Genomic DNA, 23,496 nt, shown 5'->3' with positions numbered 1-23,496 from the left:
CGAGCGCGACAGGCCGCTCCGGGACCCACCCGGATGGGGCGCGGCGGCCGGGCCGGTGCGCTGTCCGCCGGACGTTCACCGGGACCGAGGGAACGGAGCGAGGACCGCGGGCTCCTTCCGGCGAAGCGAGCGACCCGGCCGAGGTCCGCGGACGCCTAGGTGCGCGGCTCGAACCGGGAGGGAACCCATATCGCCACCAGGAGGGCCAGGAAGCCGAAGACGGCCCCGCCGGCGATCAGGGCGAGGGCCTGCCAGAACGAGCCCCGCCCCTGGTCGCTCTCCTGCTCACCGGCCTTCGAGACGGCGGGCGGACGGCTCGGCGGCAGGACCGCGCCGACCACGCGGGCGGCCGCCTCCTTGGGCGAGTCGAAGTCGGCCGACGCCAGAACGCCCGGATCGACGGAAGCGGCCACCCTGCCCAGGTCGTCGTGGAGCACGTCGAGGGCGGCCACGTTGCAGAAAACGAAGAGTGTACGGCTCGGCAGCCCGTCGGGCCCGTCCAACCGCGCGTAGCCGTCGTCGCCGGCGGCGGAGCGGGGCACGACGGCGGCCTGCACCGTCTTGTCCCGGAGGGCGCGCAGCGGGTCCTGTCCCGGGGCGGGCTCCAGCCGCAGGGAGGGGTAGCGCCGCTTCAGGGTCTCCGCCAGCTCCCTCGGGGCGGTGTCCGGCAGCGAGACGCGGACCTCCTTGTCCTGTCCCTGGAAGGCCGCGCGCAACTTCTCCGGCGTGATCAGCCCGATGTCGTAGACCAGGACGTCCGGGTTCGGCACCGGGATCGAGCCGACCTGGACGAACCCCGGCGCCGCCGTCGGGGCTCCCGCGAGCGCGGAGTCCGGGCCTTCGGCGAGGATCACGGCCGGCTTCTCGGCGGGCGCGCCGACGGCGGGGGTGTCGCTCCGCCGGATGTCGTCCCGATGGCCCGCGCGCCGGACGACCTCCGCCACCACGTTCGTCGCGAACGCATCCTCCGGCCGTTTCGGCGCCTGGATGACGACGGTGCCCGGCTCCGCCCCGGCGACGTCCGGGCCGGTGGGGGGATCCCCGCCGGGGGAGCGCACCAACACCAGCACGCCGATGCAGATCAAGGTGATGCCCGCCGTCGCGAAGGCCACCGTCAGCATGACCTTGGCGTGCGGGCCCCGGCCGGACCGGGCCCGCTTCCCGTGGTCGGCCTGTTCCAGCCCGCCGAGCGCGGCCCGCATCGACAGCGGCACGGCGCTCGGGCCCTCGTCCGCGGCCCGCCGGTAGGGCGTGGTGGGCGCGGCCGTGCCCCCGGTCGTCGCGCCGGGCGCGGGCTCTCTGCCGTGGCCGCGGCCCAGCCGGTTCAACACGCTCCGGACGGGCAGGGTCAGCCGCCGCGCGTTCCGGGCGGGCGGGGGCGTTCCGGCCGGCCCGAGGACGCCGCCGGTCCGCTCCGGACCCGGCTCGTGTGCCGGGCGGGCGGGCGCGCCGGAGGCGGGCGCCACCGCTCCGCGCTCCGTCGCGGGGCCCGGTTCCCCGCTGTCCGACGGCTCCTCCGGTCCGAGAGGAACCGGCTCCCGCTCCGGCTCCGCTTCGTTCCCGGAGCCGGACAGCAACTCGGGATAGCCGGAGTGTTCGAGCAGCCGTACGGCCACCGGCCGGTCGGCGGGGCCGAACGACAGCGGCTCGGTCTGCCCGGCCAGCCCCCGGAGCATGTCCGCGAGCCGGACCTCGGACCGGGTCAGCAGGTCCAGGCACACGTGGGCCGGGCTGTCCCGCCGGGTGATCTCCGCGCCGTACCCCCACCGCACCTCGTGGGCGTCCTCCGGCGCGTGCCGCGCGAACGACAGCCTGATCTTGTGCCGGGCCGTGCTGCTGGTCCAGGTCGCCGCGGTCAGCCGCGACCGCATGCCGTACGGCAGGAGCGCGGCGACGGTGTCGAGGAACCGCAGCCGCTCGATCATGGGGGCGGCGTCGGCGCCCACCACGCAGACGGGCCGCCCGGTCAGCAGCAGCGCGGCGGCGGACAACGCGTCCGGCCCGGGGACGACGGCCGCGGGGTCGAACCCCGGCACGCGTACGGCCAGCGGAGGGGACGGGGTCGCCGGCAGGCCGGCGAGGGCGTGGTAGAGCGCCTCGTAGGACACCCGGTGGGCGGCCAGCTCGTCGTACGGGACGTAGAACCAGCGGGTGTAGGCGATCTTGCGGTTGGTCGCGTCGCGGTGCCCGGACCACTCCTGGATCGCGAGCACGACGTGGCGGGTCACCCGCTCGTTCTCCCTGGTCGCCGCGACCGCGATCGTCACCTGGGGCAGATCCGCCGAGATGCCGGTGGCGTACCTGCTCCTGATCTCCTCGAAGACCTCGGGGCCGAGCCGCGCGTCGCTCCAGGAGAGCAGCTCGTAGTCGTCGTGGCCGCCGGGCCGTTTCCCCTCCAGCGCCCACTCGAACCCGATCTCACCGATCGTCACGACACCTCCGTCGCCGGTCTGATCGCGGCGAGCCGCTGCCCCAGCCAGAGCATGGGCTCGACCACGTTGATCGGATGGAGCTGCCCCCTGATGCGCGAGTCCTCGTCCGCCTCACCGGGGAGCATGTTCTGGAAGTCGTCCCAGTCGAACATCTTGGTGCGCCGGTCGATGTAGAAGCCGATCGAGGACGTGGCGAAGAACCGGATCCGGTCCGCGTGGAAGAACTGGTCGAGCGCGTTGAGCACCATGTCGGCGTTGCCGCTGGCCGACACCTGGCACAGCTCGCGGAACAGCTCCTTGGCGTCCTCGCTGGTCACCCGCGGCACCCCGTGCGGGTCGTCGATGTCCGTGGTGAGCAGCCGCCGCTTCTCGGCCGTCTCCAGCACCCGGGGGTCGTCGAACTTGGTGACGCACACCGCGATGTGGTGCGGCAGCTTCCCGTCGAGGAACTCGCCGGCGGCGAGCATGCGTTCGGCGAGCCGGGTGAGCGGAGCGTGCATGTGGTCGAAGGCGTCGCCGAGGGTGAACTCCCTGATCGGGTCGAAGAGGAAGACGATGCCCCGGCTCTGTTCGAGGTTGTCCAGCAGTTCCTGCCTGCGCGGGTCTCCCGCGCCGTCCGCGGCGGCCGCGACGCCCGAGGGCGCGCCCGCCGGACGCCGTCCCGTGCCGAACAACCCTCCGGGCGCGTCGATCATGCTGATGCCGATCCGGGTCGGCGGGCCCGGCTTGGCCTTCCTGCCCCAGAACCCGGACCGCCGGGGCGCCGGGCCGATCAGCGTCCAGTGGTAGCGCTCCAGGGTCATGCTCGCCTCGGGGAACACCTTGCCCCGCGACAGCGCGTTGGTCTTCTCGATCAGATAGTCCGACGAGGCCGGATCGGAGCCGATGATCTTCCAGTCGTCGTTCCTCCGGGCCAGGGCGATGAACAACGCCGCGAGCAGCGTCGTCTTGCCGCTGCCGGGTGCGCCCCACATGGAGATGTTGTGACCGGGACGGCCCCGGGCCGGTTCGGGCTGCATGCGCTCTGTCACTCCGTCTCGTCGAGCAGGGGGAACGGGAGGTGGCCGGGGGAGGGGGCGACGAGGCCGAGATCGGCGGCCAGCCCGTGCACGTCCACCGCCTCCAGGTGGGCCAGGGCCGCCGCGCCGAGCCGGTGCCACGCCGGGTGCGCCCGGTCGCCCGCCTGGTCGCAGATCGCGCCCAGCACCGTGCCCGGCCGCTGCTCCAGGGCGGCGAGCGGCCTGCGCCAGTCGTGCCGGTGCGGGCAGGGCAGGACCCCGGACAGGTCGGTGCGGGGCGGATGGGGCGACCGGCCGCCGACGGTGAGGAGGACGACCGGCGTCGGATCGTCCCAGTCCAGCCGTCGGACGACCAGGGCGAGCATGTCCTCGAGCTGCGCCGCGTGCGGGTGGTACGGGTATCCCCTCGCGATCGCGCCCTGCTCCTCCAGCTCGCCGAGCGCGTCCAGGGCCTCCCCGGCGTCCGCCTGCCAGGTCATGGCCCGTACGGGGAACTCCCGGGCCGACCCGTCGTACGAGTGGGCCGCGTAGGCGACGAGGGAGACCCGGAGCGGCCCGCCCAGCTCGCCCGCCGAGCGGTTGATCACCTGGCGCGCCCGGCTCAGCCGTTCCGCGACCAGGTCGTCCGTTCCGCAGACCTCGACCGCGCAGACGAGGTGGGCCGGGCCGGTCCCGCCTGGCAGCCGGTCCGGGAGGGCGGCGACGAGCCGGTCCCAGTCGCGCGGGTCGGGCGACAGCTCGGGCAGGCCGGTGAACCGCACCCGGCCGGGGCGTACCAGCTCGGCGGTCACCTCGTACCGGCCGGGCGGGATCGGGGCGGACTGGACGGACAGCAGCCGCGGCTCCGGCCCCTGCCAGGTGACCACGGCGAACGCGGTGCCGTACGCGCCGCCGGGCTCGCAGCGGACGGCGACGCGGGTGCGGGCTCCGGGGCGGGCGCCGATGGGGAAGAGCCGCCTGCTGGTCAGCCGCAGCCGGTCGGTGCCGGGGTCGGCGAGCATGACGACCAGCTCGTACGACCTGGTGAGCGGGTCGTCCACCATGACCTCGCGGACGAGCGCGGCGATCGGGGCCCCGGCCCGCAGCACCTGCGCGCCGGGATGCGCGGCGCGCAACCAGTCGAGGGCCTGCTCGGCCCTGGGACCGCCGGGGGACGCGGCCGCGAGGATCACCTCGGCGGTGGGCGGGGAGACGCGGGCCGCGCGCAGCACGGCCTCCCGGATCCCGTCCGGGTCGGCGTCCCATCCGCGCTCTCCGGCGAGGTCCGTCCAGGTCGCCGACCAGCTCCGGCCGCGCGGGCATCCGTTGGCGTCCCGATGGATCCGGAACGCGGTGACACCGTCGGCGGCGACCTCCACCAGGGAGAGGTGGCCGGTGTCGCCGAGGCTCGCCAGAGCCTGCGCGACGGCCTTCCTGTTCAGATCCCCGTCGGGCTCCGGCACGAGGAGTCCTCCATAGGTTTGTCGTGTTCGTTGCGCTACGTCCCCGATATCCAGATTAGTTAGCACATATAACGTTAAGATGAGTTATCTGGGTGGGGTGTTGTCGCGCTTGCGCGGCGAAATCCTATTGGCGGTCCGGAAATGCGGCATTGGGCGCCTATGATAACCGGTCCGGGGGGACCGGCGGCGTTCCAATCGTCACCGAGCGGTGGGACTCCCATTCCCGAGGAGGAGCATGAGACGTTTCCTGTCCGCGCTGTCCGCGGTTTTGATCGCGCTGTCGGGAGCCCGCCCCGAGGTTCTGCGGACGTGCCCGACCGAGCGCGGCAAGTTCGAGGGGATCGGGGGCGCCGTCCTCACCACGAGCGTGCTCGCCGTGGTCTCCATGACGTTCGCCCTCAGCAGCGCGCTCGGGGTCAACGTCGTCCTCTCCGTCGCCGCCGCGCTGCTGTGGGGCCTGGCGATCCTCAGCCTGGACCGGTGGCTCGTCTCCACCATCAGGGCGGACGCGCCGAACCGCTGGGCGCTGGCCATCCCCCGGATCGTCATCGCCGTCGTGCTCGGTCTGGTGATCTCCACTCCTCTGGTGCTCCAGGTCTTCAAGGCCGAGATCGACACCCAGATCGTCGAGATGAAGCAGCGGCGCGCCGACGCGTTCGCCGTGCAGCAGGAGCAGGGCGCGGTGGGGAAGGGCGTCGACGAGCTCCGCAAGGAGGTGGCCGACCTGCGGCAGGTGATTTCCTCCGGCGGCGACGTTCCTCTTGACATCGAACAGGACGCGAAGATAAAGGCCCTGACAGGGCAGCGGTCCGATGAGCAGAAGCAGGCCGACAAACACTACAAAGAGTGGCAGTGCCAGCTCTACGGTGGAGCGAACTGCCCTAAAAAGGGCAATGGCCCGCTCGCTCAGGAGAGCCAGCGGGCGTACGAAAAGGACAAGGAGCGCATCGAGCTGCTCACCCGGCAGATAGAGGCCCGGAAGCGGGAACTCAACGCGTCCGGTGAACAGGCCAAGGAGACGCGGCTGGCCGCCGCGAAGGAGGCCCTGCCGAAGGCCCAGCGGCAGCTCGACAACGCCCTTGAGCAGCAGGCCCGGATGCAGCGGTCCTTCGACGACGACAACATGGCGACCGACGGCCTGCTCACCCGCCTGCGCGCGCTCAACGAGCTGACCGGCAAGGACCTCACGCTCAGCATGGCCCGGCTGCTGCTGTTCGCGCTGTTCCTGCTCATCGAATGCCTGCCGGTCGCGGTCAAGCTCATGCAGCGGCCGGGCATCTACGAGAAGGCGCTCGCGCTCGCCGAGCGCCGGGATCTGGACGGCGTCCGCGAGGAGTTCGGCGTCCGCGCCGCGCCCCGGTCCCGCTCGACGGAGCCCGGAGGCTCGGGGAGCGTGTGGCGCATCTGGTCGCCGCAGGAGGACGAGCCGCGCCGGCGCGCCGCCCCCTTTGACGAGGAGGCGCGGTCCTCGCGCGGGCCGAACGGCACCCGCGTCGAGCGGGCCGACCGCGACCCCGGCCCCGGGTACGACGAGTACGGGTCGCTGGAGGACGAGGCTCTGCGCGGCATGACGGACACCCGCACCCTCCGCATGCCGGGGCCGGGCGCGGAGCGGTCGGGCGGGGTCGAACTGCTCCCCGACGAGGACTGAGGTCGCCGGGGTGACGGCGCGGATCGTCCAGGGGCGGTACGAGCTGATGTCCCGGCTCGGCAGGGGCGGCATGGGGACGGTGTGGCTCGCCTGGGACAGGACGCTGCGGCGGTCCGTCGCCCTCAAGGAGGTCGTGCTGTCGCCGTACGGCGAGGACGTGGCGGTCCGGCGGGAGCGCGCGCTGCGAGAGGCGCGGGCCGCCGCCCGGATCAGGCACCCGGCGGTCGTCGACATCCACGACGCCTTCCTCGACGACGGCTCGCCGTGGATCGTCATGGCGTACATCGACGGAGCGTCCCTGGACCGCCGCATCGGGAGGCAGGCCCTCTCCGAGCGGGAGATCGCCCGGGTGGGGCGCGACGTGCTGAGCGGGCTGGTCGCCGTACACGGCGCGGGGGTGCTGCATCGGGACGTCAAACCGGCCAACATCGTCGTCGACCCCGACGACCGGGTCTTCCTGGTCGATTTCGGCATCGCCCGGATCTCCGGCGAGAGCGGCCTCACCTCGCAGAACATGCTGCTCGGAACCATCGAGTTCATGGCGCCCGAACGCGTCGACGGGCACACGACCGGCCCGGCGTCCGACCTGTGGTCGCTCGGGGTGACCCTGTTCTACGCGCTGGAGGGCTACTCGCCCTTCCTGCGGGACGGCCCGCTCGAAACCGCGCGAGCGGTCACGGCGGGACGTCTCCCGCGTTTCCGGCGAACCGGTCCGCTCGCCGACGCCATAGCGGGCCTGCTCGTCACCGATCCCGCCAGGCGGATGGGTGCGGCCGAGTTCGGGCGGCGACTGGACGGCGTCCTCGCCCCCGTGTCCCGCCCCCCGGTCGTACGCGGCCCGGACCGTCGCCCTCCGGGGGGACACGTTCCCGGTGGCCCCGGCGCGGGGGGACGGGGCGGGGGCGGCCCGGAGAGACGCGGCGCCGGTGGTCACGGTTCCGGTGGTCATGGTGCCGGTGGTCATGTCGCGGGTGGTCATGTCGCGGGTGGTCATGTCGCGGGTGGTCACGGTGCGGGTGGTCACGGTGCGGGCGGTCCGGGTTCCCGACCGGGTGCGGCCGGTTCGGGGGCGGGCCGGAAGGACGACCGGGACGGCGTTCGGAAGGACGGCCGGGAGGGGGAGCGTCCTCTGCTCGAACGGCCCAGGCAGGAGGCCGCCGAGCTGCTCGCCTCGACGGACCCGAGGGCGGCGGGACGACTCATGGACGGCATGGCCGGCGACCCGCCCGCGGCGGCCGAGGTGCTGGCGCTGCTGCCGGCCTGGCGGGCCGGACGGATCGCCGACCACATGGCCCCGGACCTGGTGGCCGGGCTGGTGCGCGTGATGTCGCCAAGCCGGAGCGCGAGCATGCTGGCCCACACGGACGACCGGGTCGCGGCCGCCGTCCTCGGCGCGCTCGGCGTCGTCCCCGCCGCGGTCCGCCTGGTGGAGGCGATGACGCTGCGCCGTGCCTGCCGGGTGCTCGAATACGTGCCGCCCGCCGTCGTGGCCGGGCTGCTGTCCGCGACCTCGGACGGTCGCGCCGACCGGCTCCTCGGCGGGCTCAGCCGCGCCGTACGCGACGAGATCGTCCGCCTGACCGAGCCCGGTCCTCACCTCCGGTAGTGAACCTCGGACAGCGTGACACCGGACATCTCGCTCGTCTGCGTCAGCCCGGCCGGCCCTCTCGTAGAAATGGCGCGCCCGCGCGTTGGCCTCGAACACCCAGAGCCCGACCTCGTCGTGCCCCAGCTCCGTCAACCGGGCCAGCGAGAACGCCATGAGCGCCCGCCCGAGCCCGGTCGACCAGCACCCCTTCAGCGTGTAGATCGCGTAGATCTCCCCGCCGGGAACCCCGTCCTCGGCCGGGCCGTACGCGCTGAGCCCGACGATCCGGCCCCCGGCCTCGCCGACGGCGACGCCGCGCGCGGGATCGGCCATCATCCGCCGCCAGTGCCCGGCCGCCCGGGGAGTGACGCCCAGCCCGTCGAGATGGTCGTCCGGCACCAGCCCCCGGTACGCCTCCCGCCACGAGGCGTTCTTGACCCGCAGCACTTCCTCGGCCTCACCGGGCTCGCCCCGCCGTACGGAGAAATCCATGCGGCGATTATCGGGTTCCGCGGCGTGGCGCGGGGCGGGCCCCTTCGACACCGGGATCGGGCGGCGGGCATCATTGTGCCCGTGGCCGGCCCTCCCCAAGATCTCCGAGACGTGCTGGAAGAGGCACTCGGACGCTTCGCCGTACCGGATCTGACGCGATCCGTGCAGAGCCTCATCCAGCAGTACCGGGAGGGCTTCGACCGGGCCGCCCCCGTGCTGGGGTCCGAGGTCGCGGTCGCCGCGTACGCCGCGTACCGGATGCCGGCGACGTACGCGGCCGTGCACACGGCGCTGCGCCACGTCGCCGCGCTGGCGCCCGGGTTCGAGCCGAGGACGCACGCGGACGTGGGCGGTGGCACCGGCAGCGCGGTGTGGGCCGCGAGCGCCGTCTGGCCGACGCTCCGGGAGGTCACCGTGCTGGAGCAGTCGCCGTCGGCCATCGCCTTCGGCAGGCGGCTGGCGCGGCGGTCGGGCGCGGCCGCCGTGCGGGAGGCGCGCTGGCAGCAGGTCGTCGTCGACCGGACCGTTCCCAAGCCCCCGGCCGACCTGGTCACCATGTCGTACGCGCTCGGGGAGCTGTCGCCCGCCGCCCAGGAGGACGTGGTCCGCTCGCTGGCCCGCGACGCCCGGGTCCTCGTGCTCGTCGAGCCCGGAACCCCGGCCGGTCACGCCCGGATCGTCGCGGCCCGGGAGCTGCTGGTCGGGCTGGGGTTGCACGTGTTGGCACCGTGCCCGCACGACTCGGCGTGCTCGATCCGCGCGAAGCAGGATTGGTGCCACTTCTCGGTGCGACTCAACCGCGGCGCGCTGCATCGGCAGATCAAGGACGGCACGCTGAGCTTCGAGGACGAGAAGTTCTCCTACATCGCGGTGTCGGCCGAGCGGTGGCCGCGGGCGGAGAGCCGGGTCCTGCGCCACCCGCAGAAGCGCAAGGGGCTGGTGATGCTCCGCCTCTGCACGGAGGAGGGGGAGATCGCCGACCTGACCGTCTCCAAGCGGCAGGGGGAGACGTACCGCGACGCGCGGGAGATCGTGTGGGGCGACGAGTGGCCCCCGCGCGAGCCGCGATGAGGCGGCCGCGATCCCGGACGCGTCCCGGGCACGGCCCCGTCGGGGAGGCGAGCCGACACCCTGCGGCGAGCCGATAACATGATCGTTCCAGTGGGGCACCAGTAGGATGCCACGGTCCAGACAGACGGAGATCGAACCCGGAAAGGGCTGCACGTGGCGCAGAAGGTGATACTGGTTGACGACCTCGACCACTCCGAGGGCGAAGATGTGGCACGACGGGAGTTCCCGCTGCTGAACCGGACCTTCGCCATCGACCTGTCCGACGCCAACCAGCAGCGGCTCGACGAGGCTCTCGCGTTCATCGAAACGGTCCTGGAGAACTCCCGCGAGGTGAAGCAGGCGTCGCGGTCGAAGAAGGCGGCGGCGGATGTCTCCCCCCGGCTGCGCGGCTACACCGCCACCGACGTCCGTGAATGGGCCCGCGAGCAGGGGCTGGAGGTCCCCGTACGGGGCAAGGTGCCCGACGAGGTCGTGGAACGGTTCATCGTGGCCCACCCCGACGCCGACGCAAGGGAGCCCGCGGCCGAGGCCGGGACCGGAGCGGCGGACGGCGCGGCGGAAAGCGTGCCGGAAAGCGTGCCGGAAAGCGTGTCGGACGGCGCGGAGCAGGGCGACGCGGAGCCGAAGCCGGAGCAGCCGGCCGCCTGAGCCCGGTCCCCCAGGAAAGGCCGGGAAGACGCCAAGAGCGGTCTATACACAGCGGGTCTGACAACGGTAAGAACCAACCGTGGCGGATCTCCGTGCGAACTATGGTGTGGACGCTCCAGGGGTGCTGGCCGGGCTGACGGCGGGCGGGATCGCGGAGCCGGCCGTCGCCGCCGTGCTCTTCGGGGTCGGCTGGCCGATCCCCGCGGTGGTGCTGCTGATCGGCGGCGTCATGCTGGCGGCCGGTGCGGCGCTGTTCGCGCACACCACGCTCCGGGGGAAGTTCCGGGTCTGGGACGCGGAGCTGGACCGGCTCGATCTCAGGGGTGACGAGCAGGTCCTCGACGTCGGCTGCGGTCGCGGGCTGGTCCTTCTCAAGGCGGCGGCGAGGGTGCCCCGGGGCAGGGCCGTCGGCCTCGACTTGTGGACCCGGGACCAGTCGGGCAACAGCCAGGAGGCCGCGTCGGCCAACGCCCGCGCCGAGAAGGTGGCCGACCGGGTCGAGCTGGTCACCGACGACATGCGCGCCCTGCCGTTCGAGGATGGGACGTTCGACCTGGTGGTGTCCAGCCTGGCCGTCCACAACATCCCCGACGCGGACGGGCGCGCGGCGGCGGTCCGCGAGGCGTTCCGGGTGCTCGGGCCCGGGGGCAGGCTCCGGCTGGCGGACTTCCGGAACGTCCGCGACTACGCCGCCGTGCTGCGCGAGTGCGGGGCCGCCGACGTCCAGGTCTACGACCTGGGCTGGCGGTTCTGGTACGGCGGCCCCCACGCGCGGACGTCGATGGTCGCCGCCGCCCGGCGCCCCTGACCGGCCGCGAGGGCGACCAGGTCGCGGCCGACGAGGTCGTGCAGGTCGCGGGACAGCCGTTCGCGTTCGCGCTCGGTCGCCGGCCGTTCGGAGTCCCTCCGCGTCTCCCACTGGGTCACCGCGAAGTCCACCATCGTGGACGCCGCTCAGCGTGAGAGTGAAGACGCCGAGCTGTACGGCGAGCACGCCGACCCCGGGCGCGGGGATCCCCCGGGCGGACCCGAGGCCCGCCATCATGAGCACGAACCCGGCCCCGGACAACAATCCGGCGTACGGCCTCTGCGCGATGACAATGCAGGTCAGGACGTAAACGGCAGACGCGAGGCGGTGCTCGCCGCGAGAAGGTCGCCGCCCATGAAGCCCGATCCGCAGGGAAAGGGCTGTAAGCCAAAGTGATCGAAAGCCCGAGCGGCGTCCGCGCCTTGTGGTGAAATATGCCGAATGGAGCGGGTGAGGCAGCTAGTCGGCGAGATGCTGCTCCTGTGTTTTCTGGCCGTCCTGCTCTCCGGCGGTGTGCTGGCGTTCTTCTACACCCCGAGCGGTGAGGTGGTCGCCTACGACGGCGCCTACGAGCCACTCCGGGGCACCCCGATGAGCGCCGCCTACGCCTCGATCCTGAAGATCGGCTTCGACGTTCGCGGCGGCCTGTTCATGCGGCAGCTTCACCACGGCCTCTCCGTCATGCTCGTCATGGGGACCGTCGTCTGGGCGCTGCTCGGCCGGTTCCGGTACGCGGTCGCGGTGCTCGGCCTGGGCGCGCTGGGCATGCTCGCCGGCTACGGAGCCGTCGACGACCTGCTGTCCGGGACCGCCCTGGCGAAGGTGCCCGTTCCCTGGTGGTACGGCCTGCACCTGCTGGCCGCCGTGGCCGTGGGCGTCCTGCTGGTGATCTCCTCGCGGCGGGAGGCCGCCAGGAACCCCAGAAGCCTTCGTTTCGTGATGCTGAGCGTCGGCCTCACCGTTCTGGCGTTCTTCTGTCTTTGACCCGCTATGCCGCAGTCCTCCAGAAAGACCACAAGAACAAGGACGAATGCCCTATGAGACGATGGGTAGCTCTGGCGGCCGCCGTACTGGCCGTGTCCGTGCCGGTCGCCGCGAGTCCCGCCGCCGCGCAGGCGGGTCCGCCCGACCCGGCGAACGCGATCAAGCGGCAGCTCCGGAACGAGCACGGCGTCCGTACGGCTGAGACCGTGCGGCTGATCTCCGGCAAGAAGTCCGAGGACGCGTTCCGGATCAGAGCCGCCGTGCGACTCGGCCCGTCGGGGGCGGCGGCCACCGATTTCACCTGGCGCGACGTCCCTAAGGGGGGAGCCGGGAAGCCGGAGTCCCACCGGGTGATCCGCGTCGGCAAGGACGTGTACTTCGACCGTGGCCAGTATCGCGGGCCGGTTCCCGACGGAAAGACGTGGATCCGGAGAACCAGCTCGGGAGGATTCATCCGGTACATCGCCCCGACCGGCAGCCTCCAGCCGATCAACGTGTACGACCAGTCCGTGATGAAGGCCGTGCTGAAGCGGTCGACGACCGAACGCGTCTCCGGCGGGTTCCTTTACCGGGGCACCATCAGCTACCGGGAGCTGAGCAAGGCCTCCAGGAGCCCGCACATCGACCGGTTCTCGGGCAGGACCACGGATGAGAAGAGCAAGGGGAAGATCTCCTGGCGGCTCTGGGCCGACCGCGCCGGTCTGCCCACGCGCCTGATCACCACCGACGCCATGGGCGAAGGGAAGTCGGCGATGGTCATGTGGATCGACACGCGCTACACCGACTGGGGAACCCCCCTGGTCATCGACGCCCCGCCCGCCGACGAGGTCATCGACGAGAACGACCTGCCGACGGAGCTCCCCGAGCCGCCGACCGTGACCCCGGCCCTGGCGCCCGTACGTTGACACCCGCGTTCCTCTGGCGCGGCCGGTCACCCGCGGCCGGTGCCCTGATCGCCGCAACCGGCTGTTCGCCGTCGAACTCGCTCTGGGCGGAGGAACCGGTCATCGCCTGCTGAGATCGGCGTGCCCCCGATGCCCCGCGAGTTTGACGGCGAGGCTGATGACCGCGGCCCCGACGGCGGCGATGCCCACGGCGATCAGGTTGTCGTAGAGGTCGCCGGGGTCGAAGGCGAAGAAGACCTGGACGAGGGGGAGGGCGAGCGCGAGCACGAAAAGCCCCGCCATGGCCGCGACGAGCCCGATCCGCCAGGCGGTCACGGGACGTACGACCAGCACGAGCACCCACCAGGTGACCAGGAACAGGGTGATGACGGCGGAGGTGCGGTCCTGCTCCAGGGTGGAGTCGGGGATGTGCGCGGCCCAGAAGGACAGGAGCACCGCGGCCGCGCACGCGACCCCGGCCGGTACGGCGAAACGCAGCACCCTGGGCACGAACCCCGGCTCGGCCCGCTGAAGGGTGGGCGCCAGCGCGAGGAAGAAGGCGGGGACGCCGATGGTGAGCGCGTTGACCAGGGTGGAGTGCCGCGGCGCGAAGGGGAAGGCCAGCCCGATCACACCGGTGAGCAGCGACAGCGTGATCGCGTAGAAGGTCTTGGTGAGGAAGAGGTTGGAGACGCGCTCGATGTTGGCCAGGACTCTGCGCCCTTCGCCCACCAGATAGGGGAGTGTGGCGAAGCGGTTCTCCAGGAGGACCACCTGGGCGACCGCCTTGGTCGCCGGGCTGCCCGCGCCCATCGCGATGCCGAGGTCGGCGTCCTTGAGCGCGAGCACGTCGTTGACGCCGTCGCCGGTCATCGCCACCACGTGGCCGCGCGACTGGAGCGCGCCGACGAACATCCGCTTCTGGTGCGGGGTGACCCGCCCGAAGACGGTGTTGGCGTCGAGGATCTCGGCGATCTTGTCTGGATCGTCCTCCGGGAGGGTGCGTGAGTCGACGGCCTTGTCACCCCCGGGGATGCCGAGGGACGTGGCGATGGCGGAGACGGCACGCGGGTTGTCGCCGGAGATGACCTTGACGGTGACACCCTGCTTGGCGAAGTACGCCAGGGTCTCCCGGGCGTCGGGGCGCAGACGCTGCAAGAGCGTGACGAGCGCGACGGGCTCCCCTGCCTGCCCGTCGAGGCCGGGGGCGCGACAGAGCGCGAGCACACGGGCGCCGGTGGAGGCGAGGGCGCTCGCCTCGGCGTACGCGGGGCTGCCCGGGTCGATGAGGACGTCCGGAGCGCCGAGCATCCACGCCCCGTGGTGGTCGAAGTCCGCGCCGCTCCACTTGCGGGCGGAGGAGAACGGCACCCGCCGCCCGGCCGTCCAGCCGGGCGGTGCGGACGGGTAGCGGGCCCGGATGGCCTGAGCCGTGGGGTTGGGGCGCGGGTCGGCGTTGGCCAGGGCGGCGAGGGCGTCCTCGACCGGCTCGCCCTCGCGCAGCGGCAGCACCTCGCCGAGGTCCATCCCGCCCGCCGTGAGGGTGCCGGTCTTGTCCAGGCACAGGACATCCACCCTGGCCAGGCCCTCGATCGCGGGGAGCTCCTGCACCAGGCACTTGCGACGTCCCAGGCGTACGACGCCGACCGCGAAGGCGATGCTGGTCATCAGCACCAGGCCTTCGGGGATCATGGTGACGATGCCGGCCACGGCGCCGGTGATGGCGGTGCCGAAGTCCGCGTGCCGGCCGACCTGGCTGTAGATCAGCAACGCGCCGATCGGGACGACCAGCCAGGTGATGTACTTGATGAAGCGCGCGACGCCGTCGCGCAACTCGGAGCGGGCCAGGGCGAACTTGCTCGCCGCGGCGGTCAGGCGCGCGGCGTAGGCGTCCTCGCCGACCTTCGTGGCGGTGAACGCGCCCGAGCCCGCGACGACGAAGCTGCCCGAAAGCACCGTGTCGCCCGGCTCCTTGTGAACGGGATCGGCCTCGCCGTTCAGCAGCGACTCGTCGACCTCCAGCCCCTCGGAGGCCACGACCTCGCCGTCGACCAGCATCCGGTCACCGGAGCCGACGAGGATGAGATCGCCGAGCACGACGTCGCGTGGCGCGATCTCCTGCTCCACGCCGTCCCTGCGCACTCTGACGGAAGCCTCGTTGACCACGGCCAGGCGGTCGAGGGTGCGTTTGGCGCGCAGTTCCTGCACGATCCCGATCAGCGAGTTGGCCACGATGACCAGGCCGAACAGCCCGTCCTGCCACTCGCCGAAGATCATGATGAGCAGCCACAGGACGGCGATCACCAGGTTGAACAGCGTGAGGACGTTGGCTCTGACGATCGCGCCGAAAGACCTGCTCGACCTGCGCGGTACGTCGTTGCGTTTGGACACGGCCACTTGCGCTGACGTCAGCCCGTCCACTCAACCCCCAGATCCCCCGAACTCAGCGGATCTTCAGACTAAACGGTCGGCGTCCCGAGCTTTCGGGGATTGTGCATAGCACCTGATTGCGGCGGCCCGGGAGCACCGGAAGAGACGCGTCAGCACCTTATCTGTCAACCGCGGTGTTACGGGGGCCGCGGGTTCCGGAGCGCCGGCGAGAACTGACCGTCACCGTCGCGACGCCCGTCCGGCGGCCCCGGTTCGTCCGTGGAAGCCGGACCGGGCCCGCCGGACCGCTGGTCAGTGTTTCCAGGGGAAGCCGAGGCGGTCGGCATGGTCTTGGCAGCCGCCGACGACCTCGGCATGGGTCTTGGGATCGACGCGGCGGAGCTGATCGGCCAGCCGCCCGGCCTGGTCACCGGGATCGGTGTCGTCGACCGCGATGACCCATTCGAACTGGAGCCACGGATCGTCGTGTCCCAGGCTGGAAGGACGGCCCGGATGCCAGAAGGTCATCCTGACCGTGTCCCGCTCATCGGCCCGCGCGAACACCCCACCGATTTCGCACTGCCAGGTGGTGAGCAGGCCGGGATCCTCCAGCAGGATCCTGTTGAGCTCGCGCGCCAGGCTGCGGGCGGTCCACTCCCATCTGTGGTCGTGTATGGCCTGGGCGACCGTTTCGTCGTACTCCTCCGCCTGGAAGTGGAAGGGCTGCGGCGTGGTGTCATCCCTGGAGCCGCGCCAGTCGCGCCAGGCGACGGTGTCCCCGTCTCGGGCGATCGTGACATAGAGAGCTCCGCAGCAGAATTCGGTGCAGTACGCCTCGGCCAGCCGCACTTCACGCGGCTCGTCCGTGGCTCGCAGAGCACCGAGCAGGTGCTCCGGCCCGAACGGCGCCCCTTTGCGGAAGGCCTCGGCGATGACGGGCCGCCCGTCCACCAGCAGCCGGGTCTCGACCCGCTCGTCCAGGACGGGGTCGGGGACGACGACCCGGACGGTGAGCCGGTTGAGCCCTCCTGTGCCCGGCCGTACAGGGGCGGGGGGCACGTCGCGCATGGCCTTCGCCGCCCAGCCCGCCCGCCACCGGGTCGTCTGGTCGGGTGAGGACGACGCTTCCACAAGAGACCGCGCCCAGCGCGGGGAGGCGACCAGCCGTTCCAGCCGCTCAAGCGTGGCCGCGCGTTCGCCGGGTGGCCAGGGGAGACAGGCGGCGTGGCCGGTACGCAGATCCTCGGCCAGGGTGATGGCCGCGGCCAGCAGGTCCAGCGCCGGGCTCGCGTTCTCGGCCCGTACGGCGAAGCCGGCGACGGCTCGGCAACAGTCGGCGTACTCGTGCAGTTGGACGGAATAGCCACGGGAGGAGAGCAGCGCCCGCAGGAGCCTGCCCGTGTGGACGATGATCTCGTCGTCGGGGTCGCCGCTTTCGAGCGTGTCCGCCAGGGACACGGTCTCGGCGACCCGGCGGGCGTAGCCGCCGGTCATGCCGCGATCGTCGATGGCTCTACGGAGCAGCCAGGGGAAGGTCGCGGGGTCGCCCAGCCGGCACATGGCGGCGACGGCCTGGCTACGGGGGCGGCCCGTCGACCGCTCCGCCAGCCATATCAGCGTGCCTGCCGCGCCAGGGATCGTCTCCAGCACGTTCATGGCCGTGGAGCCGAAGCAGTGCAGCAGGCCGAGGGTTCGGATGAGCGGGATGTCCTCCGGGCGGGCTCTCCCTGCCAGCAGGCACAGGCCGACCATCGCCGGCAGACGGTCGGTGGCGTGACGCGCCAGCCAGAGGCCCGTCTCGCGGGCCGGATCCGGATGGAGCCACGGCAGGTCGTCCAGCGCCTTCGGCCTGATCGCCCAAAAGGGCATCCGTAGTGCGCTGATGCGGTCGTGCAGTGCTCGGACGGACCGATCGGGGGCGGAGAAGAACGCTTCCAGCGCGGCGAGCAGCGCAGTTCTGTTCTCGCCCAGAGGGGCGGTGTCACCCCGCCGAACGTGGTCGGCGACCTCGTCGGGGTAGGGACGGCCGCCGTCGGGAAGCGGGTGGTCAGGCGTCAGCTCTTGGAGACGGGACGCGTGGTCGAACAGGGAGGGGCGGTGGTCGAGCGCCCAGCGCTCGTCGGCCACGTTCACCGCTGGATGGGGGACTCGATTCTCTCGATCATGGCCGACACCATCCCATTTCAGGTGATCGGTCCGCAAGGGCGTTGATCTGGATCGCTGGATGGCGACCCGATCGGTGCGGTGGCGGCCATGGCACAGCACCGGGCGGACAGCAGGGCGATGCGGCGCCGCGCTCCTGTCATCCGCCCACTTCGGCCGAGCGAGTCAGGCCACGTCCGGCACGTAGCCCAGGTTGAGCACGCCGGTCTGGTACGTCTCGGACCTGACCAGCTTCAGCGGGTGGGTCGGGGTGTCCTCGAACAGCCGCTGACCACGACCGACGACGATCGGGTGGACGAGCAGGTTCAGCTCGTCGAGCAGTCCGTTGGCGAGGAGCCACCGCACGGTCGTCGCTGAGCCGCTCATCTGGATGTCGCCGTCGATCTCCTTCTTCAGTGCGCGCAGCCCCGCCGCGACGTCACCGGAGATCACGGTGGTGTTGTCCCAGTCCGCCTTCTCCAGCGTGCTCGAGACGACGTACTTCCGGGCATTGTTGAGGGCCATGGCCGCGTCCTGGTCGTTGTCCGTCGTCGTCCAGTACGCGGACCACTCCTCGTACAGCTTGCGGCCCATCAGGAACGCGCCGGCGCTCTGCATGCCCGCCCCGACGAAAGCGCCCATCTCGTCGTTCCAGTACGGGAAGTGCCACTTGTCCGGCGACTCGACCACGCCGTCGAGCGAGATGAAGAAGCTCGAGATAATCTTGGCCACCGCTGTGCTCCTGAATCGTCTGGGTTCCGGTTTCCGCGACTGCGAGGTTAGGCGGGGCCCGGCGCTCAGGTCTTGTACAGAAGCGACAGCGGCTCCGGCCGATCCCGATCCGCCAGCTGCGTGGCGGTTCGCCCGATGTACCGGGACAACGACCGCGCCAGGTGCGGCTGGTCGAAATATCCGAGCCTGTGGATCACGTCGTGCGTCGGCACACCCTCCTGGATCAGGGCCGCCGCCTGCCTGGCACGATCGATCTGCCGGACCGCGCCCCGGGTGAGTCCGGTCGCCGCCAGGAAGCGCCGCTGAACAGTGCGTTCTGACACGTCCGGCCGCGCCCCGCCGAGCACCGCGTCCACGATCGGGTCGCGGACCAGAACATCCTCACGCACCATCCGCCGTACGAACGCCTCGGCGTTGTCGTAGTCGGGAAGCCGCCACGCGGAGCCCTTCAGCCAGAACGACCTGCGTGTCGCGTCGGGAATCTCCGCGGAACCGTCGACGAGCTGATTGACCGGAAGATGAGGCATCGACGTGCCGAGGGAGAAGACGATCCCGAAGAACGTGGCGCCATCGGGAACGTGCGCCTGGCTCGCCCTCGACTCCGGTCCCTGAACAGCCACGTTCACCCGGCCGCGATGCTCCCAGAAGACCAGATCCCAGTGGGCCATCGCGATCGACGTCATCTGCGCGACGCCGGAGCTGCTGCTCCGCCACACCCGTTCGACGTACGGCGAGTCGGACGGGCGGCTCTCGATCTCCAAGCCCATCAGAGTGGCTCCGTTCGCCTTTCGACGCCCTTCCGCGGATATACCCGGGACGATCTTCCACGTCCACCGATATCAGCCAGACGCCCACTCCTGCGATGAAAAACCGTGTGACAGGGCCGGGTCGGCCGCGCGCCCGATAACGCCGCGGCCGAGGCGTTCACAGCATGTTCCCTGGCAGCACCCTGGAACCTTACAGGTTCTCAAGATCCCAGCCAGGCGGTGATCATCACCTAGGTCCCGCACACCCGCGGTCCATCTGAGAAAGGTTCCACGAATGATCACTCGTCGTCGAATCAGTGCCATTGCGATCGCGGCAGTGTGCGCCGCGGTGCCGCTGACCACCTTCTCCGCGTCCGCGGCCCAGGCCGGCGCAGCCGGTTTCGGCCCGACGAAGTGCAGCTATCTCACGAACGGTGACCTGTGCGCGACCGGCATTTCCGGCTCTCCCGCCGGTTACGACGCGGCCTACGCCAAGCACTCGGGTTCCACGATCACCGTGCGGTTCCGCCTGATGTGCATCAATGGTTTCCAGAAAGACGATAACGGCGCCTTCTCCATCTCGGCAGGTCAGAGAAGAAGTTTCGTCTTCTCGGTCGGCAACCAGGGGTCTTGCCGGGTGCGAATGAGCGACCTGACCAATGGGGGGTACTTCTACAGCCCTTACGTGGTGATCCCCTGACGCCGGTCAATGGTGGGCCAGGCCGAGACGGCGATCGGTGTGCGCCCTGGCCGGGGCCGCCCTCGCCGCCCCGGCCGGCCGCAACGGCGGGGCCTCTCGCTCTGGCCGAATGCGGGAGTTCCGGCGCCCGAGGTCGCCAAGTGCGCCGGTCTCAGCGTTGATGTCCTGCTCCGCGTCTACGCCGAGTGCATCGACGGGCAGCGGGATCACATCAACGGAAAGATCGACAGAGCGCCGGTGGATGCGGCTGAGAGCCAACCGCGCGACTTTGCCTCACCCGGCCACTGCCCGCCCGCCGACGCCTTGCCGCAGCCGACCCGGACAGCCGAATTCGATCACGTAGGGTAAGGCATGGTCACCCTACGATGTTTAGGTGAACCATTCCAGTCGATTGTGGCATCGTGCGGACATTCTCTGGAAGGAGCCGGTGCTCCTGGCGCCCCTGGCGCTGACCGCCGTCGTCACCGTGGTGTCCGTTCTGACTCCGAGCCACCTCTACTTCAGCCGCTTTCTCGTGGTCGCCCCCGCTTTCGCCGCCTCGATGTGGCCGGTGCTCGAAACGGTGGCCCTCGGCCTGCTGGCCCTGGCCATCGACGCCCTGATCGCCGTAACCATCGGCAATCCGTCGGAGTCACGCACCCACCTGTTCACCATCGCGGTGATCGCGGGTGTGACCGCCGCGGCAGCCTACGCCAGCCATGTGCGCCAGCAGCGGGAGGAGACCCTCGCCCAGGTCCGCTCTGTCGCCGAGACGACACAGAAGGTCCTGCTGCGCCCTATGCCCCACCGCCTCGGCCGGTTGGACATCGACGCGCTCTACCTCGCCGCCGCGGCCCAGGCCCGTGTCGGCGGTGACTTCTACGAAGCGCTGGAGACGCCCCACGGCGTCCGCCTGATCATTGGAGACGTTCGCGGCAAGGGACTCCCGGCGGTCGGCGTGGCCTCGGCGATCGTCGGAAGCTTCCGGGAGGCCGCGTACGACGAGCCGGACCTGGCGCGGCTGGCCCGCCGACTGGACGTGAGCATGAACCGCTACACGATGCTGTTGTCCGGCGACGACCTGGAGTACTTCGCCACGGTCCTGCTCGCCGAGTTCCCCGACGACGGATCGGTGGTCGAAATCGTCAACTGCGGCCACCCCTCGCCGCTGCTGCTCCGCGCGGGAGCGGTCCGCGAGGTCACTCCCACGGCTCCCTCGCCGCCCATCAACATGGGTGCCCTGCTCGGGCAGGAGTATCACATCGACCCCCTCCCCTTCGCCGCCGGCGATCAACTGCTGCTGTACACCGACGGCGTCACCGAGACCCGCGACCACACTGGCGCGTTCTTCCCGCTGGCGCAGCGCGCGGGCCAGTGGGACGCGCACTCCCCTTCCCGGTTGCTCGAGCAGCTGCACAGGGACCTGGTCCACTACAGCCACGGCCGACTCGACGACGACATCGCGGCCGTCGCCGTCCGCGCGACGGACGACCGGCCGGGCGGCCCGTCCTCGCCGGGCCGCCCGTGACGGTCGCCCTCGGCGACGGCCGCCTTATTGCCGGACGCGCGTAGGCCGATCAGCCCATCGAAGAGCCTGTAGGCCGTCAGACGGAACACGCCTAATAGGGGCGCGCAGGCAGGCGGTTGGTCAGCGTCGGCAGGGGGGCGAGTATCCCAGCGGTAGGGAGTCCAGGCCCTGCGGATGAGGCTGCGCACGGAGTTGATCGTGCCGGCGAGGTCGAAGAACGCTTCGATGACGGTTATGCGGCGCTCGTAGCAGCGGGCGAGCCGATGGAAGGCGTCCCGCATCCGCCCATCGGAGCCGCGCGGTTGACAGGCAGCCATTCGGCTGCCTAAATTAAGGTAGCCGAATGGCTGCATATCGACAGGCGGCGACCGGGTACGAGGGCGGGCATGGACAAGGTGTTCAAGGCGTTGGCCGATCCGAGCCGGCGCGCGCTGCTCGACTCGCTCAACGCCCGCAACGGGCAGACGTTGCGCGAGCTGTGCGCCGGACTCGACATGGCCAGGCAGTCCGTCAGCAAGCACCTCGCGGTGTTGGAGGAGGCCGGGCTCGTCGCCACCGTGCGGCGGGGCCGGGAGAAGCTGCACTACCTCAACGCCGCGCCCGTGCACGAGATCGCCCACCGGTGGATCAGCCGCTACGACCGGGCCAGGGTCCAAGCCCTGGCGGACCTGAAACTCGCCCTGGAGGAGACCCCGATGGACACGCCGACCTTCGTCTACACCACCTACATCCGCACCACTCCAGAGAAGCTCTGGCAGGCGCTGACCGAGCCCGCCTTCACCCGCCGCTACTGGGCCACGGAGTTCACTACGGACTGGTCCGTCGGCTCGCCGATGACCTGGGACAACCACGGCGTGCTGATCAGCGACCCCGAGCAGGTCGTGCTGGAGGCCGAACCCTACAGTCGGCTCTCCTACACCTGGCACGCCATCACCCCGGAGCTCGCCAAGCGCTTCGAGTGGGACGAGGAGTTGCTCGCCCGGCTGTCCGGCGAGGCCCGCTCGAAGGTCACCTTCACGATTGAGGAGGCCGCCGCGCAGGTCGTGAAGCTCACCGTCGTGCACGACGGCTTCGAGCCCGGATCGACCCTGGCCGAGATGGTCAGCCACGGCTGGCCGAACGTGGTGGCGAGCCTGAAGTCGCTGCTGGAGACCGGCGAACCGCTGCCGGACGACGCGTGACCTCCCGGGTCAGGGCTCGACGACGTCGCGAGGTGCCGCCCGCCCAGGCGACCGCCCAGAGGAAGGCGAGCAGCCCGAAGAGCGCCGCGGTCCCGCCGGGCACCATCCGGAAGCCGCCGTGCCTGCGGTGGGCGCGCACGGAGTTGTGCCCGTGCGCCTCCTCGCGGCCGCGCGCCGCCCGGGCCATATGTGGTGCACCCGGTGCCTGCGAGTGAACCACCACGGACGAGGAACGAGCGAGACCGCGCCTACGGTCTCCCGCTGTGTTCGTGGAGCAGAGCGATGGCCTGCATGATGCCGGAGACCACGTGGTCGGCCCGGTGCTCCTTTCCGGGCCGTACCGCCTGGTCGATCCACACGGTGCGCAGGCCGGCCGCGCGGCCTCCTTCGATGTCGGCGACGAGGTCGTCGCCGATCATCCACCCGCCCTCGCCCGGCGTCATCCCGCACCGCTGTGCGGCGATCTCGAACAGCCCGGCATCGGGCTTGCGGATGCCCTCGATGCCCGACACCGCGTAGCCGTCGACTGCTTCCGCCAGTCCGGTCCGTTGGAGCTTGCCGAGTTGGTTGTCCGCTGTGCCGTTCGTGATGATCCCCACGCGCCATCCGGCCGCCCGTAGCTCCGCGAGTCCGGTCATCACCTCGGGGCGGCACTCGACGAGATGCGGCATCCGCCGGCGGTAGGCGGCCCACAGGTTCACCGCGGGAGTGGACAGCGTGAACCGCTCTCGGACCTTGGCGAAGAACAGCTCGCGATGTGGGATGCCGTTGCGATTCAGCTTGATCAGGTGGTCGACGCCTTTGCGGCCGAGCCGGTGCTGTTCGGCGAACTCCTCCGCCCACAACGCGAACGCGGCATCAAGGTCGATGAGCGTCTTATCAAGGTCGAAGAGGGCAAGGCGCTGCACGACGCCACTTTAGAAGTGATCGTCTTGGCCGTACATCAGGTGGGAGCGCTTGGCGGTGCGGTATCGAGAACCGGCCCGCGTAGTGCAGAACCGGCACCACGATCGGTTCGCGTATGGTTCGCGATCATTGGCCTACGGCCGCCTGGCGCTGCTTTCGGCTACCTCTGCCCTGTCGTCTGGTCCTGTCGACA

Annotated in this window: 19 protein-coding genes and 2 pseudogenes; 10 read left to right on the top strand and 11 right to left on the bottom strand. The window is 71.1% G+C overall.

The window, feature by feature from the left end:
* Positions 1-155: 155 nt before the first annotated feature.
* Genes AWQ70_RS27365 through AWQ70_RS27355 form a run of 3 tightly spaced genes read right to left on the bottom strand, consistent with a single transcriptional unit; the run spans position 156 to position 4,893 of the window.
* The gene (locus AWQ70_RS27365) at positions 156-2,432 is read right to left on the bottom strand and encodes a hypothetical protein (protein WP_067181847.1); all 2,277 of its coding nucleotides are present in this window, start codon (positions 2,430-2,432) and stop codon (positions 156-158) included.
* A complete protein-coding gene (locus tag AWQ70_RS27360; RefSeq protein ID WP_067181845.1) occupies positions 2,429-3,451 on the bottom strand; it encodes a hypothetical protein in 1,023 nt (340 codons plus the stop codon). The genes AWQ70_RS27365 and AWQ70_RS27360 overlap by 4 nt, the downstream gene beginning before the upstream one ends.
* 8 nt (positions 3,452-3,459) lie before the next feature.
* The gene (locus tag AWQ70_RS27355) at positions 3,460-4,893 is read right to left on the bottom strand and encodes a hypothetical protein (protein ID WP_067181843.1); all 1,434 of its coding nucleotides are present in this window, start codon (positions 4,891-4,893) and stop codon (positions 3,460-3,462) included.
* Positions 4,894-5,128: 235 nt separating this feature from the next.
* Here AWQ70_RS27355 and AWQ70_RS27350 point away from each other — a divergent pair, with 235 nt between their 5' ends.
* Positions 5,129-6,544 (top strand): DUF4407 domain-containing protein, encoded by a 1,416-nt coding sequence (locus tag AWQ70_RS27350; protein ID WP_067181840.1) that lies wholly within the window; start codon positions 5,129-5,131, stop codon positions 6,542-6,544.
* A 10-nt stretch (positions 6,545-6,554) separates the two neighbouring features.
* Entirely contained in the window at positions 6,555-8,150 is a 1,596-nt protein-coding gene (locus AWQ70_RS42115) for a serine/threonine-protein kinase (RefSeq protein ID WP_067181839.1), read from the top strand.
* 63 nt (positions 8,151-8,213) lie between these two features.
* On the opposite strand, the pseudogene AWQ70_RS42465 reads toward AWQ70_RS42115, so the two are convergent.
* Positions 8,214-8,465: pseudogene (locus tag AWQ70_RS42465) on the bottom strand (GNAT family N-acetyltransferase); the annotation flags it as partial.
* 270 nt (positions 8,466-8,735) lie between these two features.
* On the opposite strand from AWQ70_RS42465, the gene AWQ70_RS27340 reads away from it, so the two are divergent.
* The 3 genes from AWQ70_RS27340 (at position 8,736) to AWQ70_RS27330 (ending at position 11,151) form a co-directional block, all read left to right on the top strand.
* Entirely contained in the window at positions 8,736-9,695 is a 960-nt protein-coding gene (locus AWQ70_RS27340; protein ID WP_218004680.1) for a small ribosomal subunit Rsm22 family protein, read from the top strand.
* A 153-nt stretch (positions 9,696-9,848) separates the two neighbouring features.
* Positions 9,849-10,343, top strand: coding sequence for a histone-like nucleoid-structuring protein Lsr2 (locus AWQ70_RS27335; protein WP_067181836.1), 495 nt, complete (start codon positions 9,849-9,851; stop codon positions 10,341-10,343).
* Between the two features lie 79 nt (positions 10,344-10,422).
* Positions 10,423-11,151, top strand: coding sequence for a class I SAM-dependent methyltransferase (locus AWQ70_RS27330; RefSeq protein WP_067181835.1), 729 nt, complete (start codon positions 10,423-10,425; stop codon positions 11,149-11,151).
* On the opposite strand, the gene AWQ70_RS42460 is transcribed toward AWQ70_RS27330, so the two are convergent.
* Positions 11,073-11,285, bottom strand: coding sequence for a histidine kinase (locus tag AWQ70_RS42460; RefSeq protein ID WP_067181832.1), 213 nt, complete (start codon positions 11,283-11,285; stop codon positions 11,073-11,075). The two genes, AWQ70_RS27330 and AWQ70_RS42460, sit on opposite strands and share 79 nt — an antisense overlap.
* A gap of 316 nt (positions 11,286-11,601) precedes the next feature.
* Between AWQ70_RS42460 and AWQ70_RS27320 the strand changes: the two genes are divergently transcribed.
* Together AWQ70_RS27320 and AWQ70_RS27315 are read left to right on the top strand one after the other, a co-directional pair.
* Positions 11,602-12,135 (top strand): cytochrome b family protein, encoded by a 534-nt coding sequence (locus tag AWQ70_RS27320; protein ID WP_157530464.1) that lies wholly within the window; start codon positions 11,602-11,604, stop codon positions 12,133-12,135.
* A gap of 53 nt (positions 12,136-12,188) precedes the next feature.
* Entirely contained in the window at positions 12,189-13,040 is an 852-nt protein-coding gene (locus AWQ70_RS27315; RefSeq protein ID WP_067181826.1) for a hypothetical protein, read from the top strand.
* Between the two features lie 99 nt (positions 13,041-13,139).
* On the opposite strand, the gene AWQ70_RS27310 is transcribed toward AWQ70_RS27315, so the two are convergent.
* The 4 genes from AWQ70_RS27310 to AWQ70_RS27295 form a co-directional block, all read right to left on the bottom strand.
* On the bottom strand, positions 13,140-15,416 hold the full coding sequence (locus AWQ70_RS27310) for an HAD-IC family P-type ATPase (RefSeq protein WP_245647171.1): 2,277 nt from the start codon (positions 15,414-15,416) through the stop codon (positions 13,140-13,142).
* A gap of 285 nt (positions 15,417-15,701) precedes the next feature.
* Positions 15,702-17,522, bottom strand: a complete 1,821-nt coding sequence (locus tag AWQ70_RS27305; protein ID WP_067181820.1) for a hypothetical protein — start codon at positions 17,520-17,522, stop codon at positions 15,702-15,704.
* A gap of 195 nt (positions 17,523-17,717) precedes the next feature.
* Positions 17,718-18,263, bottom strand: a complete 546-nt coding sequence (locus tag AWQ70_RS27300) for a dihydrofolate reductase family protein (protein ID WP_067181818.1) — start codon at positions 18,261-18,263, stop codon at positions 17,718-17,720.
* 65 nt (positions 18,264-18,328) lie between these two features.
* Complete coding sequence (locus tag AWQ70_RS27295) at positions 18,329-19,030, bottom strand: helix-turn-helix domain-containing protein (RefSeq protein WP_067181815.1); 702 nt, start codon at positions 19,028-19,030, stop codon at positions 18,329-18,331.
* A gap of 274 nt (positions 19,031-19,304) precedes the next feature.
* On the opposite strand from AWQ70_RS27295, the gene AWQ70_RS27290 reads away from it, so the two are divergent.
* Entirely contained in the window at positions 19,305-19,709 is a 405-nt protein-coding gene (locus AWQ70_RS27290) for a hypothetical protein (protein ID WP_157530463.1), read from the top strand.
* Positions 19,710-20,136: 427 nt separating this feature from the next.
* Entirely contained in the window at positions 20,137-21,216 is a 1,080-nt protein-coding gene (locus AWQ70_RS27285; RefSeq protein ID WP_067181811.1) for a PP2C family protein-serine/threonine phosphatase, read from the top strand.
* Between the two features lie 134 nt (positions 21,217-21,350).
* On the opposite strand, the pseudogene AWQ70_RS39310 reads toward AWQ70_RS27285, so the two are convergent.
* Positions 21,351-21,494: pseudogene (locus AWQ70_RS39310) on the bottom strand (IS5/IS1182 family transposase); the annotation flags it as partial.
* A gap of 108 nt (positions 21,495-21,602) precedes the next feature.
* On the opposite strand from AWQ70_RS39310, the gene AWQ70_RS27275 reads away from it, so the two are divergent.
* A complete protein-coding gene (locus AWQ70_RS27275) occupies positions 21,603-22,397 on the top strand; it encodes an ArsR/SmtB family transcription factor (protein WP_067181807.1) in 795 nt (264 codons plus the stop codon).
* 248 nt (positions 22,398-22,645) lie between these two features.
* Here the strand turns inward: AWQ70_RS27275 and AWQ70_RS27270 are convergent, their stop codons facing one another.
* Positions 22,646-23,305 carry an HAD family hydrolase gene (locus tag AWQ70_RS27270; protein WP_067181804.1) on the bottom strand — a complete coding sequence of 220 codons (660 nt, stop codon included), beginning with the start codon at positions 23,303-23,305 and terminating at the stop codon, positions 22,646-22,648.
* Positions 23,306-23,496 lie beyond the last annotated feature (191 nt).

Origin of the sequence: Microtetraspora niveoalba (assembly GCF_001570405.1) — a bacterium.
GTDB lineage: Bacteria > Actinomycetota > Actinomycetes > Streptosporangiales > Streptosporangiaceae > Microtetraspora > Microtetraspora niveoalba.
This window is presented reverse-complemented; position numbering and strand designations above follow the sequence as displayed.

Bases quoted from the DNA above. Each gene is read 5' to 3' on its own strand.
- AWQ70_RS27360 (WP_067181845.1), bottom strand. From the start codon at position 3,451: ATGCAGCCCGAACCGGCCCGGGGCCGTCCCGGTCACAACATCTCCATG.
- AWQ70_RS27350 (WP_067181840.1), top strand. From the start codon at position 5,129: ATGAGACGTTTCCTGTCCGCGCTGTCCGCGGTTTTGATCGCGCTGTCG.
- AWQ70_RS27295 (WP_067181815.1), bottom strand. From the start codon at position 19,030: ATGGGCTTGGAGATCGAGAGCCGCCCGTCCGACTCGCCGTACGTCGAA.
- AWQ70_RS27290 (WP_157530463.1), top strand. From the start codon at position 19,305: ATGATCACTCGTCGTCGAATCAGTGCCATTGCGATCGCGGCAGTGTGC.
- AWQ70_RS27315 (WP_067181826.1), top strand. From the start codon at position 12,189: ATGAGACGATGGGTAGCTCTGGCGGCCGCCGTACTGGCCGTGTCCGTG.
- AWQ70_RS42460 (WP_067181832.1), bottom strand. From the start codon at position 11,285: ATGGTGGACTTCGCGGTGACCCAGTGGGAGACGCGGAGGGACTCCGAA.
- AWQ70_RS27275 (WP_067181807.1), top strand. From the start codon at position 21,603: ATGGACAAGGTGTTCAAGGCGTTGGCCGATCCGAGCCGGCGCGCGCTG.